This window comes from Candidatus Bodocaedibacter vickermanii (genome assembly GCF_014896945.1).
GTDB lineage: Bacteria > Pseudomonadota > Alphaproteobacteria > UBA6184 > UBA6184 > Bodonicaedibacter > Bodonicaedibacter vickermanii.
The window spans coordinates 97194-113439 of sequence record NZ_CP054719.1; the positions used below are offsets into that span (position 1 = coordinate 97194).

Genomic DNA, 16246 nt, shown 5'->3' on the forward strand with positions numbered 1-16246 from the left:
GATTTGATGACGACGAACGCCGTCTAGCGCATGGCGCTTCTGAGCCGCATAGGGTATCCGATTCGATGTGTATCGGAACACATCGGATCTAAGCTGTTTTGCCTAATGAGTTCGGTGGGCGCCCCTGGTACTTAAAGGGTGATGGTTAAATACGGTTTCTTTCAGCTTGTCTGTCATAATGTGTGTATAAATTTCTGTGGTGGCAATGTCAGAATGCCCTAGTAATTTTTGAACATTAAGCAGGTTTGCACCATGATTTAATAAGTGTGTTGCAAAGGCATGTCGAATCACATGCGGAGATACTTTTAGTGGATCAAGCCCTGCATCAACAGCTAGTTCTTTGATAATCTGAAAAAAACGTTGTCGCGTTAAATGACTTGTTGGATTGGATGACGGAAACAACCACCCAGACTTAGATGACGGCTGTGAATTTTGAATGTAATGAATAAGCGCAGATTTAGTGGATTGATTGAAGGGAACAATACGTTGTTTGTTGCCTTTTCCCGTAATTAATAGACATTCATCCAACCATTGAATATCGGATAGTTTTATCTGAATTAATTCAGAAATTCGCATGCCTGTAGCATACAAAAGCTCAATGAATACAACCCTTCTGGCGCAGTCAGGGTGATTAGAGCTGTAGGCAGCATTTATCAAAGCCTCAGTTTCAGATTCTGTTAGAAACTTAGGAAGCCTTCGACCTTGCTTAGGTCGGTCGATAAGCTTTGTTGGATTGGATTCAATCTTTTTCTCCCTAACAAAAAAGGCATACAAGGATCTGAGAGCAGACAATCTGCGGGCTTTAGTGCGATCCGATAATCCAAGGTCCTGTAATGAAGAGATATACTCCATCATTACAGTTTTTGAGGGAGGTAAAAGATGCAAAGAGTTTTTGTCTAAATAATCGACAAAATGACTAATATCGCTGAGGTAAGCTGAGATTGTATTCGGACTAGCCCCGATCTCTGAGGCTAACATTTCAATGAACTGTTCAACCTCAGGATAGGGAGCCAAATTATTTTTTATCTTGGACATTGATTGCGATTGGAAGTCGCATGTCGGATTTTGGGGCAGGGATGCCAATCAACGATAATGCGATCCCTCCACCAATAATCACAATTACTAGAAATGTTAAAATGTATTTCATGTTTATACTACTAATTTTCCATGACATTCTTTGTAACGCTTTCCGGATCCACAAGGGCAGGGACCATTTCGGGGCACCATACGCATTAATTCAAGTTCGTCATCTGTCATTAAACGGTTATTGTTTGCATCTTCTAAAACAGTGTTTTTTAAAGGAACTTTTTGAGCATCTTCATCTTTAGAATTCAAATTCATATGGCTTAGAATGCTGACAATGGTTTCTTTAACTTTATCAAGCATCGTTGTGAAAAGATCAAAGGCTTCTTGCTTATACTCATTTAAGGGGTTGCGTTGAGCGTAAGCTCGCAAGTTAATCCCTGTGCGTAAGTAGTCAAGAGTATGTAAGTGGTCTTTCCACAATTGATCCATTGAGTGTAAGAAAATATCTTTTTCTACACGATGCAATAATTCACCTGGGAAGTTCTTTTCTTTTTCGACCCACGCCGCTATGGTTTGTGTTTCCACGCGGTTAACGAATTCTTTATAGGCAACGCCTTCTTCGTGTGCCCAAGCATCTAACGGAAGATTGACGTTAAATATACGCAAAAGTTCTTCATGTAACCCGTTTAGATCCCATTGTTCAATATGGTTAGATTCTGAAATATGAGCATTTAACGTATGGTGAATTAATTCCAAACGAGATTCTTCCATCGTTTCATGGATAGATTCCGCGTTCATAACTTCTTTACGTTGTTCGTAGATTACTTTGCGTTGATCATTCATCACATCATCGTACTTTAATAAGTGTTTACGAATGTCATAGTTGCGGGCTTCAACTTTCTTTTGAGCACGTTCTAATGCTTTGTTAACCCACGGATGCGTAATCGATTCGCCTTCTTTTAGACCAAGACGAACCAACATTGCATCTAAACGTTCTGAACCAAAGATACGCATTAAATCGTCTTCTAGGGATAAGAAGAACTTTGTTTCACCAGGATCGCCTTGACGACCCGAACGCCCGCGTAACTGGTTATCAATACGACGGCTTTCATGGCGTTCAGTTCCAATGACATACAAACCACCAGCAGCTTTAACAGTATCTTCAAGAGCCTTTATTTCAGCACGTACTGAGGCTTCAAGTTCTTTTCGTGCAGTTTCTGATAGTACTGCACCTGCTTTTTGTAAAGCAGCTTTTAAGTGCACATCATAGCTGCCCCCCAGTTTAATATCTGTTCCACGACCAGCCATGTTAGTGGCAACGGTAATGGCGCCTGGATAACCAGCTTCTGCGATGATTTCGGCTTCTTTATCATGGAATCTGGCGTTTAGAACATTATGCTTTAACCCAGCTTTTGTAAGTTCACGCGCAACTTCTTCTGAGTTTTCAATGCTGATTGTACCCACAAGGATTGGTTGTTGTTTTTCATGGCGTTCTTTTACAAGTTGAACAATGGCAGCTAGTTTTTCGCGTTTAGTGCGGTAAATTTCATCATCATTGTCTTTACGCGTTACGGTTTGATTTGTAGGTATTTCAACCACGACAAGCTTGTAAATATCATCGAATTCTTGAGCTTCTGTCATAGCTGTTCCAGCCATACCCGATAGCTTTGGATATAAGCGGAAATAATTTTGATAGGTAATAGAGGCAAGAGTTTGGTTTTCGACCTCAACATTCACGTTTTCTTTGGCTTCTAAGGCTTGATGCAGACCTTCAGAATAGCGACGGCCATCCATGATGCGGCCTGTAAACTCATCCACAATCAAAACTTGACCATCACGAACGATGTAATCCACATCGCGATGGAACATATTGTGTGCTTTTAATGCTTGGTTAATGTGGTGAACAATGCTGATGTTTTGTAAGTCATATAGGCTTGAGCCTTTTAAATATCCATCACGTTCTAACGCTTCTTCGATTTTTGCTGATCCAGAGTCGGTGAGTGTGATGCTTTTACCTTTTTCATCTTTTTCATAATCGCCCGTTGTCAATGACGACATATATCTGTTGGCGATATAATACCATTGAGAAGAATCTTCAGCAGGGCCTGAAATAATTAGCGGGGTGCGTGCTTCATCGACCAAGATACTGTCGACTTCGTCCACGATTGCATAGTTGAATGGGCGTTGAACCATGTCATTCAATGAGAACTTCATGTTGTCGCGCAGGTAATCAAACCCAAGTTCATTGTTGGTAGCATAGGTGATGTCAGCTTGATAGGCTTTTTTGCGTTCCATGTCGCTGATTCCGCTGATAATACAGCCAACAGTAAGTCCCAAGAAATTGTAAACTCTACCCATCCATTCGGCATCACGTTGAGCCAAATAATCGTTAACGGTGACGACGTGTACGCCTTTTCCACTGAGTGCGTTTAAATATACAGGGGCGGTTGCTACCAGAGTTTTACCTTCACCTGTACGCATTTCAGAAATCATACCGTTATGTAGAACCATTCCACCGATAAGCTGAACATCGTAATGACGTTCACCTAATACGCGGCGCGCAGCTTCACGTACGGTTGCAAAAGCTTCAGGAAGGATATCATCCAATGTTTCGCCTTTTTCAAGGCGGACTTTGAATTCAGCAGTTTTTTGCTGTAAATCATAATCAGACAGAGCAGTGAAGTTAGATTCAATTTCATTAATTTTTTGAACAACGTGCCCTAAGCGGCGAACTAAGCGATCATTTGCAGATCCGAAAATTTTTTGTACAAGCTTTAAAAGCATTTTTTACCTTTATGTATAGTAAGTTTAGTGAATTTCAGTATAATAGAAATTAGTTAAAATAGTCATTACAAAGTAGTATAATTTAAGGAATATTACAAAGGAAAAATGTTAACATTATTAGCTATTATTCAAGGAATTGCAGAGTTTCTGCCGGTTAGCTCTACTGCACATTTAATTATTATCGCAAAATATTTCGGTAATATTTACCCCGGCGTTCATTATTTGGTTGTGTTGCACGTGGGCAGCATGGTTGCGATTATGCTGTACTTTTGGAAAGACCTTTGGCGCATACTATTGGGCTGGTTGGGATTATTCAAAGGGCAGGTGTCTGATCATTTTCACTTGAGCATATCAATTGTGATTGGGACAATTCCCGTCATGATCGTTGGACTATTTTTATTCAAGATAATCGAAAAGCCACAAAACACGCCCTATATTATTGGATTGAACAGTATTATTTTTGGTGCCTTATTATACTTAGCGGATCTGCGTAAAAAGTCAGATAAGCCTATTTTAAAAATGTCATATATAGATGCATTATTAATTGGCGCTGCTCAGGCATTTGCATTATTACCCGGGGCAAGCCGTTCTGGCAGTTGTATGATGGCAGCAAGAGCCTTGGGATATTCACGGGTTGATTCGACGCGGTTTGCATTTTTGTTAGGAATTCCAGCAATTCTGGGAGCCAGTGTTTTAAAGTTAACAGACATCAATTGGGATGATCCAACCGTAGATATTGAGTTGTTTGCATACGGCAGTTTAATTTCATTTGCCGTAAGTTATTTCGTAATTGTGATGATGATGCGGTTGTTAGAGCGAATTTCATTTTTACCTTTTGCACTGTACCGCATCGTTGTTGGAATCTTGTTATTGATGTTTTTCTAAAGAGTGTTCTTATATATAAACTGAATACTTGCAAATTAAGCTATATTCAATTATGAATACTTTAAATTTGTATTAAAGGTTTAAGTGTATGCCAAAGATAGTATTTATTGAAAAAGATGGTAACCGCAAGGAAATAGATGCACCAAATGGCGTGTCAGTGATGGAAATCGCACATATGTATGATGTTGATTTGGAAGGAGCCTGTGGAGGATCCTTAGCTTGTTCAACGTGTCATGTGATCGTTGATGCTGCATGGTTTGGTAAATTGGGTGAGCCTACAGAAGCAGAAGAAGACATGTTGGATTTGGCTTTTGGATTAACCCACACATCAAGGTTAGGATGCCAGATCATTATGTCTGATGAATTAGATGGTTTAGTTGTCGGGCTGCCAAACGCAACCCGTAACATGCAGAGTTAATCGAATTTATTGCTGCGTGGAAAACCATTAGGGGCTAGTCGACCAGACTGGCCTCTTTTTACATTCCAGCGATCAAGGTTTGTTTCTTTACGCGTACCATTACCACTTTTCCACGTTAAGCCGTCGGCCATGTTGAAAATTTTAAAATCAGACATGCCGCCTTGTAAATACTTTTGGAACATAACGCCGCGCCCTCGGTTCATGATGGGAATTTCATTAATTGCAAATACAATCATTTTGCGATTTTCGCCAAATACAGCAATACTGTCTCCAGTTATTGGTATGCACTTGAGTGCAACAACAGCATCGGAAACATTCAATAATTGCTTACCATTCTTGGTTTGAGATAGCAATTGAGAGGTCTCTAAACGGAATCCACGACCATCGGACGCGGCAACGATAAATTGTTGTGTTTCGTCTTTTGGATACAGAAATAACGCAATGATTTCTTCTTTTGCTTCGACTTCAATCATCAAGCGCAAAGGCTCACCAAAGCCGCGACCACCGGGAAGTTTATCACAGGGTAGGGTGTAGCTTTTACCAAAGGAGGTAAAGATGATCAGCTTGTCGGTAGTTTCAGCCTGTAAAACGTAACCTTCTTGATCGCCTTCTTTATACTTAAAGTCTGCGGAATCTGTGGTGTGCCCCTTGATCGTTCGGATCCAACCTTTGTCGGAACAAACGACAGTGATGGGTTCTTTTTCGATAAAATCAATCAGATTGATCTGAACATCTGCGATATCATGATGAATGTCTGAACGTCTCAGTCCTCGTGGGTCTTTTTCAAAATACTTACGTAAGCTTTGAATTTCGTTTTTGATGGTTTTAGTTTGCAACGTGGGTGTTACGATAAGATTTTCTTTTTCGGCTTTTTCAGCTGATAATGCATCGAATTCTTTTCGTAATTCCATCTCTTCTAATTTACGAAGTGACCTTAGTCGCATATTCAAAATTGCTTCGGCTTGAATATCATTCAAATCGAACCTGGACATCAACATAGGTTTTGGTTCGTCTTCTTCGCGGATAATGCGAATGACTTCGTCTAAATTTAAGTATGCAATTAGAAAACCAGAAAGAAGATTTAGTCGGTCTTCGATTTTCTTTAGACGATACCGTGTGCGGCGATCTAATACTTGGAAGCGATGGGTAAGATAACTGTTGAGGATTTCTTTTAAGCCCATGACAACAGGACGCAGATTGCTGTCGAGTATGTTTAAATTAACACTGAATCGGGCTTCTAATTCCGTATTTTTATAAAGAAATTCCATGATCAAACTTGCATCAATGGATGAAGATTTTGGTTCAATGATGATGCGAATATCTTCGGATGATTCATCGCGAATGTCATTGATTAGGGGAAGCTTTTTTGCTTCCATCAACTGACCAAACTTTTCTAACAAACGGCTTTTTGGAACGCTGTAGGGAATTTCCGTAATGATGATGTGGTATTTTCCGCGTTCTAGCTGTTCAACGGTATACGTAGAGCGGATGCGTACTGTACCTTTTCCTTCGCCATATATTTCAGTCAGGGTTTTGTGATCCACATACAGTTGACCCCCTGTTGGAAAATCGGGACCTTTGATGTGAGTCAAGATTTCGGCAAGCTCGATGTTTGGAGTGTCTAACACTGCTAATAAAGCGTTGCAGATTTCAATGATGTTGTGTGGTGGAATATTTGTGGCCATACCCACAGCAATCCCGGATGCCCCATTTGCTAATAGATTGGGGAATCCAGCCGGAAGAACTTTGGGTTCATTGGATTCACCATCATAGGTGCCCTTAAAATCCACAGAGTTTTCATCTAATCCTTCGAATAGGAACATTGCAATGTCTGTAAGTCTGGCTTCGGTATAACGCATTGCAGCCGCGTTATCGCCATCGATGTTACCAAAGTTACCTTGCCCTTCGATTAATGGATAGCGTAGCGAGAAATCTTGAGCTAATCGGACGAGGGCGTCATATACGGCGACATCTCCGTGAGGGTGGAATTTACCGATTACGTCTCCGACAACTCGGGCGCATTTTTTGTATCCAGAATCTGGGTTCAGTTTCAATTCACGCATAGCGAATAATAGGCGACGATGCACGGGTTTTAATCCGTCACGCACATCTGGCAGTGACCTGGACATAATAGTAGACAACGCATAGGAGAGGTATTTTTCGCCTAAGGTTTCTTGAAATGAACGCTCGATAATATCCATGGGTGTGTTTAATTCCTGAACATGCTTATAAACATGACAGCATATTACATTGTTTTAGACAAAAAGTTAATCAGAAAGATGAACACATTGAGTGAGTAACTGTTTAAGTGTCCGTTGAAATATGATCCTAGTCATCACCAGAATATCCTATGCTTTATTCTTTCAAGTTTCTGAATGCCAATTTTTATTTTCAAACATCCCCTCTTGAAAAAACGAAGTCTGTCCCTATTGAACAAGTTCGATCAACACAATTAGGGAGAGATGATGTTGAAATTACGATATGGATTATTGGTGACAGTGTTGGGGCATTTTCTGGTGCCGAAGGTTATTGGATCGGAAATCGTTGAAGACTGCGAGCCGTCTACACCGTTAGGTGTGAATTCTCAAGAAATGCTTAAGGATAAAACTACCAAAATAACGCCGGGTAAGAAAGTTGCAAAGATTCAAGCAGATATGTTGACGCCTAATCGAGTTAAAGAGGCATTAGGAAATGATGTTTTTGCTAAATTGGACGGGATTCTTTGGGATGATGTATCAAGCCCTGATACAGATTTTGAATCTCCTAACAAACGAGCATTAGTTCGTAAATTAAGAACACTCTGTGCAAAATCTTCGACAGCGAAATCTCAAACATATTTGGGTGAGGTGCTAAAGTTAAGAGAAGAAATGTTACGCGTACATGCGGAAAGATTAATAGAGCATTCAAAAGATTATTTTCAACAATTATTTCCAAAGGCGACTATTTCTTTTCATGAAAAGTTAAATGGAGATCAATTGGGTACAAAAGTATTAATCGAACAGAAGGGCAGAAGCGTTACATACTATGTGAAGACCCATTCTGGCGGCATTAAGAAATCAGGAAGTTCTGCTGCTGAAACAGTGAATCCAAAGGAGCTTTTGACGTATGCGTTATTAGAGGCGTTACACTTTGGGCCAGGCGTTCATTTCTTTGGACGAGATAAGCAACACTTATACATTGCGACCAAGGATATCAATACTGATGGGCAATTCACTGAGTATAGTCTTGTAAAACAGGATAACGTTAAGGCAGTGTTTGGAGCGTTAACTGACGTAGATTTAAAGCAATTAAACCCAGAGGTTGTTGAATCTATGATTGCGCAAGATATCGTTGCTCAAAATTTTATTCGAATGATGAGCGTTCTGGATTTATTTGCACGATTAATACGATTAACGGATCTTCAAACAAATGGTGGAAATTTTGGATTTGTTCAATTTTCTGATCATGAGTCGTTTTTATCTTTGTTAAAAATTATTGATTTTAGATTGGTGGCGGAAAAGTATTTCCAACGTGTCCATCAAGGAGATTGGGATCTGTTCTTAAGTGGTGAAGGTTTTTTTGAAGATAATTTAGACGAGCGAGTGGAATATATTCTGCAAAAGAGAGACGTTGCGTTACGAACAAAATTAGCAACTGATATTTTTCAACACGAATTGGCAGAGTGGACTAATGTGATGAGTGCGGCTATTGAAAAGGTTAAAAACGCAATTGAGTTGCTAAGTGAAGTTTCAGAAAAGGATAAAGCTGATTTATTTCGAAAGCTGGATGATGATGCAAAAATTTTAATAGAAAACTTTAATTTTTTTCACAGAGAGTTAGGTTTAACAGGGTGAATTCTATAGGGCTCTTTGGAGCCCTTTTTTTACGAAGATAATTTCAGTTGAAAAGTTATATGTGCAGCGTATAATCCCCACAGGAGACGTTCGTAGTATAACTAGCATTTAGTTTCACAGGAAAACATCATGAAACATTTGAGACATATTCTATTAGCCACAACTATCCTAGGGAGTGCAGAAGCGGCAGCGGCGGCTGAGGCATTCGGGGATGCATCACCTGTTCGACCTGGAAGTGTTGAAGTTGTTAAACCAACGCCAGGGGAAAAGGTTGCATTAAAACAACGTGAAGTGTTTGTAAAAGAACGATTCATCGAAGTGTTTGGCGCTGAGGCAGTTGATGAGTTAGGAGTCGATTGGGAAATATTAGGAGATGTGACAGTTTCATTTGAACATTCTCAGAAGCGTCATGGAACTCATAGAATAAAGCAATTCATGAAACTGCAAGCTCGCTATCATTCGGGGAAGGAGACGTTTGAAAGATTAAACTATACACTATCCACTGTGTTAACCGCTCAAGAAATGGTTCACCTAGCTCGCTTGGAAGATCATGCCAGGATATACTTTCAATCAAAATATTCCAGTGCAACTGTAAAATTTTCACCGAAGTTGGACGGCGTACAGTTGGGGAGTATAGCTCGTGTTGAGCTAGATGGGGGCGAGGTAAAAAAGTATTATATAAAAATACATTCTAATGGACTGGCCTCTGAACGGAGTTCTACAGCAGGAGTTCTCAATCCAATAGAGTTGCTAGTTTACAAAGTTCTGGCAGGATTCGGATTGGGGAGTGAGACTCATTTCTTTGGACGCGATGAGTCCAACTTTTATATTGCGACGCTGGATGCAAGTGCGGAAGGTAGATTTGAAGAATATAGCAAAGTTGATCGTAAAAACCGGGCAACAACAGCCCCCGTATGGGGCGCTTTAAGCACCACTTTAGTGGAAGATGATAGAGCAAATGAAGACAATACTGAAGCCGTTGAACGAGTGATTGCCGAAGATCCGTTAGCGCAAAGCTTTATTCATCAAATGTCATTGTTAGATGTATTAGCACGTTTGATGGTTTTAACCGATTTACAAACGAATGGAGGGAATTTTGGGTTCATCTATAACGATACTGGATTGCCAACGCTTAAAGTTATTGATTTCAGATTGGCAGAAGTAACACGAGCAGAAGAGTATGAATTTACTGAATCAAGATTCGGGGGATTTTTACGTGGCAATGGATTCTTTCGTTATGCTTCTGCTGACGAAGCTGTGTGTTATGCCTTACGAAACCGCCCCAAAGCGTTGCGTGTTGCAGAAACGTTAAAGGTATTTGAAACTCAGTTGTTAGAATGGGAAGAGAAGATCGAACAGGCAAAGAGGGAAACAATCGAAGCATTGATCACCGCCAAACTTTCGACTATTGAAATGGAACGTTTGGGTAAGGAGTTGGAAACTCATACAGAGATCTTGAAAGGAAGCTTTGCGATGTTTGAGCGATTGCTGAGAGAGTATAAATAGGATTCTAAAGGGGCTCTTTTGAGTCCCTTTTTTACGAAGATAATTTCAGTTGAAAAGTCATATGAGAGCCCTATAATCCCTACAGGAGATGCGTTCATAATATAACTAGTTTTAGTTCCACAGGAAGACACAATGAAACATTTGAGATATATTCTATTAGCCACAACGATCTTAGGGCGCGCAGAAGCGGCAGCCCCGGCTGAGGCATTCGGCGTTGAATCACCAGTTCGACATGGAACCGTTGCAGTTGTTAAGCCAACGCCAGGTGAAAAGGTTGCATTAAAACAACGTGAAGTGCTTGTAAAAGAGCGATTTGTCGAACTATTTGGTGCTGAGGCAATTGAAGAGTTAGGGATCAATTGGGAAACGTTAGGTGATGAGACGACTTCATTTGATCATCCGGACAAACGTAACGCGTTGCATAGCGTTAAAGGGTTTTTAAGGCGTCAAGCTCGGACACACAGAGATAGTGAAGCATTTGAATTGCTACATACCGATGTTTTGCGATTGTCTGAAAGTATCCTTATCGTTCATGAAGATCGACTTATGGAGCACACAGCGAAATACTTTAGTCGTTTGTTCCTAGATAGTAGCATTGCTTTTCAATCTAAGAAAGGTGGAGATCAACTTGGAACTGTTGCACTTGTAACGTGTAAAGATGAAACTGTACATAAATATTATGTTAAGACCCATTCAAAAGGATTAAAAACGTCACATAGCTCTGGAGTCAAAAGACTAGACCCAATAGAGCTATTAGTCTATAAAATTTTAGAAAATTTTGAAGTGGGGAGTGAGTCTCATTTCTTTGGACGCGATGAGTCCAATTTTTATATTGCGACGCTGGATGCAAGTTCGGAAGGTAGATTCGAGGAATATAGCAAAGTTGACCGTAAAAATCGGGCAACAACAGCCCCCGTATGGGGTGCTTTAAGCACCACTTTAGTGGAAGATGATAAAGAAAATGAAGACAATGCTGAAGCTGTTGAACGAGTGATTGAAACAGATCCTTTGGCACAAAGTTTTGTTCATCAAATGTCATTGTTAGATGCATTGGCACGATTAATAAAGTTAATCGATTTACAAACAAATGGAGGGAATTTTGGGTTCATCCATAACGATACTGGATTGCCAACTCTTAAAGTTATCGATTTTAGACTGGCTGATGTAACTCATGCGGATGAATATCAATTTACTGATGCGACGTTTGCAGGGTTCATGAGAGGCAATGGATTCTTTCGTTATGCTTCTGCTGACGAAGCTGTGTGTTATGCCTTACGAAACCGTCCAAAAGCATTGCGTGTTGCAGAAACGTTAAAGGTATTTGAAGCTCAGTTTTTAGGATGGGAAAAAAAGATCGAACATGCGAAAGGAGAAACAATCGAAGCGTTGATCACCGCCAAATTTTCGCCTATTGAAATGGAACGTCTGATTCGAGAATTGGAAACTCATACAGAGATCTTGAAAAGAAGCTTTGCGATGTTTGAGCGATTGCTGAGAGAGTATAAATAGATTACATCGAGGGGGAGGAAATAACGACCCCCCCGTTCTTGCTTTATTGAGATAATGGCAAAGCTTCAAGAGTTGTACCAGCCCCAGCCCGACGCAGTAATAATAATACGGACAGTTTCTTTTGAGCGACGGCTTGTTTTAATAAACGTTCAACATCATCAATATTAGATACGGGAATACTATCAACAGTTTCAATAATATCACCGGGTCGAATATCAACGTCTTCTTGATTTTCATCGGGGGCAAAATTTTCAATGATGACACCTGTTGTTGCAGCGGAAAACCCATAAGCAATTGCAAGTTGTTGTGTTAAATTCTTTAAATACAATCCAACTGATTCAACAGTGGATGAAGCAACGGACATATTTTTTTCATTCGAGAAATAAATTAATTCTTCTTTTTCTGTGGAGGGGGTTAAAGAGACCGTTACCTTAATCATTTTTCCATCGCGTAACATATCGATTGGCAAGGGCGTATTGATAGGAAGCGTTTTCACAACATAACGTAACGTTGGTGCGCTATCAATAACATGCCCATTAACACTAAGGATAATATCCCCAGTTTTTAATCCGGCGTTAAAAGCTGAAGAGTTTTGAAATACTTCTTTTATAACAACTCCAGAGAGTTCTTTTAACCCTTTGTTTTTCATGATTTTTTCATCAATGTCTTGAATATCAACACCCAAAGAGCCCCTGGATGTTACAGTTTTTTTAGTGCGAATTTCATCCAAAATAGGTCTGACTTTTTCAGCAGGGACGCAAAATCCAATACCAACACTGTGTTCATCATGACCAAAGTTACTGGAAGACATGCCCACCATTAGACCGTTTTCATCAGTTACAGGACCCCCAGACAGACCAGGGTTTAAATTTCCATCTAATTGAAACAATCCGCGCGTGATTCCGTCTGGAAAGTTACGAGTAGACATAATTAAATCATTTACGCTGATGTTGCGGTTTATGGCAGCTACAAAACAACGTACAATGCTGTGATCAAATCCTAAAGGATGACCAAATGCAAATAGCGATTGAGTAGGGATCACTTTTGTTGAATCTCCCCAAGATATGGTTGGGAAATTTGTTCCGTCGATTTTAAGGACAAGGATGTCTAAAAATCGGTCGTATCCAATAATTTTGGCCGCATGTTCTTTGCCATCAGATAAGATGACGGTAATTTTCTGGATTCGGGCGCCTTCTTCACCCAGGACGTGTAGGTTGGTTGCGATGTAACCTTCTGAATGAAAAATGAATCCAGAGCCGAAAATAACTTCCCCAGTTACTTTGTCACCTTTACGTACAAATTGCATGTAATTGTTATCAGAAGTGATAGCATTGTCAACTGATCTGGAGACATTAATTCGAACGACTGTGCTTAATACTTTTTTTGCAACGGGGTAGGAAATGTTTCCAAACACAGTTGGTAATAAGCATAAGATAAAAAATGATTTAAATATGGTGTTCATGATGTTTCTGTGAATTATAACCCTTGTAATGCTTCAGAATCGGTACTTAGATACAACGGTGTATCTGTTTGTATAGATTCCTGTAACAACCGCATTTTTTGAATAAACTCTGCAAATTTTCTATCTTGTCCATAGGCGTCTGTCAAGAGCTTCGTTGCCGTTGCTTCTGCAGTACCTTCTAAAACCATCGCTTGACGGCGGGCATCAGATAAGATGTTTGTAACTTGCTTATCGGCATCTGCACGAATGATTAAAGCACGTTCTTCGCCCTCGGCACGTAACAGTTTAGCTTCTCGTTCGCGATCACTTTGCATACGCGAAAATATTGCTTTGCTGTTTTCAGGGGGGAGATCAGCTTTTCGAATCCTGACATCGACGAGTTCAATCCCAAATTCTGCCACGGTTTCACGAATGTCTGTAATGATTTCTTCTAAAATTTGTACGCGTTTAACGGAAAGAAGCTCACTTAATGAACTTTGTCCCAAGGCACTTTGTAAACGCCCCATAATGATTGGAACTAAACGATTTTGAACGTTTTGTTCGTTTCGAACAGATTTAAAGAATTTTAATGGATCGGAGATGCTATATCGTACATATGAATCCAACACCAAGAACTTTTGATCGCCTAAAGTTATTCTGCGGGGGGGCAAATCATAGCTAAGTAAGCGACGATCGATTTTTACAATGCTTTGAACAAAGGGAACTTTGAAAGACAAACCGGGCTCTTTGATTGTTCGAATGTATTCACCAAATTGCAATACGATGACTTGTTCTGTTTGCATGACGATAAAAACGGATTGAAAAAATATAAATAAGGCTCCAAATAGTAAAGCACCATAATAGTGAATTTTGGACATTATTGATCTCCTTCTTTCTTAGATTTTTGTGGGGTATCTTTTAGATTCAAGAGAGGTAGAATTCCACCTTTGATCAGAGATTTATCAAAAATCTGTTTGTTCTTATTGTTCGATAAAATACCAGACATGATTTCATAGTACATGCGCTTTTTGTTTAAGTCTGGATCTTTTTTATATTCTTCATACATCGATTTAAAGCGATCTGCACGCCCGTTTGCAAGGTTGACGGTTTGCGTTGCTTGGGCTTGGGCAGCTTGAATGATTTGTTCTTTTTCACCCCGAGCCCTGGGAATCTTATCATTTGCGTATGCAAGTGCTTCGTTCACCACTTGTTCTTGGAATGTTTTAGCGCGTTGTACTTCTGTAAATGAATCAGCTACAGGTTGAGGAGGCAGTGCCGTATGAAGTTCTACGTTAACAACTCGAATACCAATCTTATATTTATCAACTAAAACTTGTAATCGTTTTTGAACGAGAAGGTTCATCTCACTCCATCCAGAACGTGAGATGATAGGCGCAGTTTTTGTTTGACCAATGATTTCGCGTAAGACGCTTTCTGCCGCAACCTTTAAAGTGTCAGAAGGATTTTGTGACACCAATACAAATTGACTTAAATCACGAATCTGCCACGATAATGACATTCCGATATGCAGAATATTTTCATCACCCGTTAACATGATATGTTCTTCTGCGGAAGGAAACCCTTGAAAACCGCTGGGAACCCCAATGTCCATACGATGGATTGTTCCGGTGGGTACTTTTTGTACGATTTCAATGGGGTAGGGAAGGTGATAGTTTAATCCTTCACCATCGGTTCGAACCCATTTTCCAAATCGAAGAACTAAGGCTTGTTCATAGGGTAATAACTTATAAAATCCAGAAGATAACCACATGCCCAACGGAATCAAAGCGATAAGCATGAGCATAGCTTTTGTAGGAGGTCTTTTTTTGCCGCCACCTTTTTTTCCACCAAACATATCATTGAATTGATCAAGAATACGGCCTAAATCAAAATTGCTATTACTGCGACCTCGCTTGCCCCAAGGATTTTTATCGAACGACATACAACACCTTTTTAGAATTACCTTTTGAACATTAGAAGCTTTGTTTTTGTTTTGCAAGTTTAAAAGGAAAATCATCCTAAATTACAGTTGAATTGTGATTGTTCAGGTATATCATATAGCTAATGAAATGGCTATTGGGAGATTGCTATCAATGAAACAGTTACTGAGATCTGGTTATATCGCCATGTTGGCGTTGACTGTAAGCACTACACAGGGTGCTCTGAATACAACGATTGCGAGATTGTGTAGCGCTCGTTCTTTCGTGCAACCCGCTGTGTGTCAAGCGGTTAGGGCGACTTCAACTAAAACACATCACAGTGTGTTTGCTAGACCAACTATTGATGTTGCATTTAAGCATATGCTGAATTTAGAAAGTGATCGTGTCGTACTAATATCATTTTTAGAGGCGTTTACCGGAAGAAAAATATCAAAGGTTATGTCTGTCAGTGAGGCATTCCCAACGCTAAAACGAGATGCCGATGAAAAACAGACATTTCTTGATTTAGCCTGTCGTGAGCCTGATGGGCATATATTCTTAGCAGAGGTACAAGTTAGAAAGCAGAACTTTTGGGATGCTAGAGCTTTATACTATTTGTCTGGCGCATACTCTCGACAATTGACACCCGATCAAAAATGGCAACATTTGCAACCGGTTATGGGAATTAGTATTTTAGATCATGATACACATACGATGGAAGATGGTGCATTTGAAAAGCAATTTGCATTTGTGGATACGTTGCATATAAAAAGAGTACTAAATAGGGAAGGTACGTTAGATTTAAACACTAAAGGTCGTTCGATATTGGAGTGGATGAGTTTGTATCAAGTGGAATTGCCCAGAGTTGATTTATCAAGAATCCAAAGAAACGAGAGTGGCTAAAATTATTTACAGAGGCTGATAG

The 16246-nt window shown here is 39.9% G+C and carries 13 protein-coding genes; 6 read left to right on the forward strand and 7 right to left on the reverse strand.

What is annotated here, in order from left to right:
- Nucleotides 1-102: 102 nt before the first annotated feature.
- From CPBP_RS00550 to secA, 3 genes are read right to left on the reverse strand one after another with little or no spacing between them, the layout of a single operon-like run.
- The gene (locus CPBP_RS00550) at nucleotides 103-1035 is read right to left on the reverse strand and encodes a tyrosine recombinase (protein WP_350332112.1); all 933 of its coding nucleotides are present in this window, start codon (nucleotides 1033-1035) and stop codon (nucleotides 103-105) included.
- The gene (locus CPBP_RS00555) at nucleotides 1016-1147 is read right to left on the reverse strand and encodes a hypothetical protein (protein ID WP_350332113.1); all 132 of its coding nucleotides are present in this window, start codon (nucleotides 1145-1147) and stop codon (nucleotides 1016-1018) included. The genes CPBP_RS00550 and CPBP_RS00555 overlap by 20 nt, the downstream gene beginning before the upstream one ends.
- Before the next feature lie 2 nt (nucleotides 1148-1149).
- On the reverse strand, nucleotides 1150-3810 hold the full coding sequence (gene secA, locus CPBP_RS00560; RefSeq protein WP_350332114.1) for a preprotein translocase subunit SecA: 2661 nt from the start codon (nucleotides 3808-3810) through the stop codon (nucleotides 1150-1152).
- A 105-nt stretch (nucleotides 3811-3915) separates the two neighbouring features.
- Between secA and CPBP_RS00565 the strand changes: the two genes are divergently transcribed.
- Nucleotides 3916-4695, forward strand: coding sequence for an undecaprenyl-diphosphate phosphatase (locus CPBP_RS00565; protein ID WP_350332115.1), 780 nt, complete (start codon nucleotides 3916-3918; stop codon nucleotides 4693-4695).
- An 88-nt stretch (nucleotides 4696-4783) separates the two neighbouring features.
- Nucleotides 4784-5113 carry a ferredoxin family 2Fe-2S iron-sulfur cluster binding protein gene (locus CPBP_RS00570; protein WP_350332116.1) on the forward strand — a complete coding sequence of 110 codons (330 nt, stop codon included), beginning with the start codon at nucleotides 4784-4786 and terminating at the stop codon, nucleotides 5111-5113.
- Here the strand turns inward: CPBP_RS00570 and parC are convergent.
- On the reverse strand, nucleotides 5110-7314 hold the full coding sequence (gene parC, locus CPBP_RS00575; protein WP_350332117.1) for a DNA topoisomerase IV subunit A: 2205 nt from the start codon (nucleotides 7312-7314) through the stop codon (nucleotides 5110-5112). The genes CPBP_RS00570 and parC overlap by 4 nt on opposite strands.
- Nucleotides 7315-7575: 261 nt before the next feature.
- On the opposite strand from parC, the gene CPBP_RS00580 reads away from it, so the two are divergent.
- From CPBP_RS00580 to CPBP_RS00590, 3 genes are all read left to right on the forward strand, one after another.
- Nucleotides 7576-8946, forward strand: coding sequence for a hypothetical protein (locus CPBP_RS00580; RefSeq protein ID WP_350332118.1), 1371 nt, complete (start codon nucleotides 7576-7578; stop codon nucleotides 8944-8946).
- Between the two features lie 129 nt (nucleotides 8947-9075).
- On the forward strand, nucleotides 9076-10452 hold the full coding sequence (locus tag CPBP_RS00585) for a hypothetical protein (protein ID WP_350332119.1): 1377 nt from the start codon (nucleotides 9076-9078) through the stop codon (nucleotides 10450-10452).
- Between the two features lie 132 nt (nucleotides 10453-10584).
- The gene (locus tag CPBP_RS00590) at nucleotides 10585-11961 is read left to right on the forward strand and encodes a hypothetical protein (protein ID WP_350332120.1); all 1377 of its coding nucleotides are present in this window, start codon (nucleotides 10585-10587) and stop codon (nucleotides 11959-11961) included.
- Between the two features lie 43 nt (nucleotides 11962-12004).
- On the opposite strand, the gene CPBP_RS00595 is transcribed toward CPBP_RS00590, so the two are convergent.
- From CPBP_RS00595 to hflK, 3 genes are read right to left on the reverse strand one after another with little or no spacing between them, the layout of a single operon-like run.
- Entirely contained in the window at nucleotides 12005-13423 is a 1419-nt protein-coding gene (locus CPBP_RS00595; RefSeq protein WP_350332121.1) for a trypsin-like peptidase domain-containing protein, read from the reverse strand.
- A 14-nt stretch (nucleotides 13424-13437) separates the two neighbouring features.
- Nucleotides 13438-14280: a protease modulator HflC gene (gene hflC / locus CPBP_RS00600; protein WP_350332122.1), complete on the reverse strand. Its 843-nt coding sequence runs from the start codon at nucleotides 14278-14280 to the stop codon at nucleotides 13438-13440.
- The gene (gene hflK / locus CPBP_RS00605) at nucleotides 14280-15344 is read right to left on the reverse strand and encodes an FtsH protease activity modulator HflK (protein WP_350332123.1); all 1065 of its coding nucleotides are present in this window, start codon (nucleotides 15342-15344) and stop codon (nucleotides 14280-14282) included. Before hflK ends, hflC begins: the two co-directional genes overlap by 1 nt.
- 151 nt (nucleotides 15345-15495) lie before the next feature.
- Here hflK and CPBP_RS00610 point away from each other — a divergent pair, with 151 nt between their 5' ends.
- Nucleotides 15496-16224 (forward strand): PD-(D/E)XK nuclease family transposase, encoded by a 729-nt coding sequence (locus CPBP_RS00610; protein ID WP_350332124.1) that lies wholly within the window; start codon nucleotides 15496-15498, stop codon nucleotides 16222-16224.
- The last annotated feature ends 22 nt before the right edge of the window (nucleotides 16225-16246 follow it).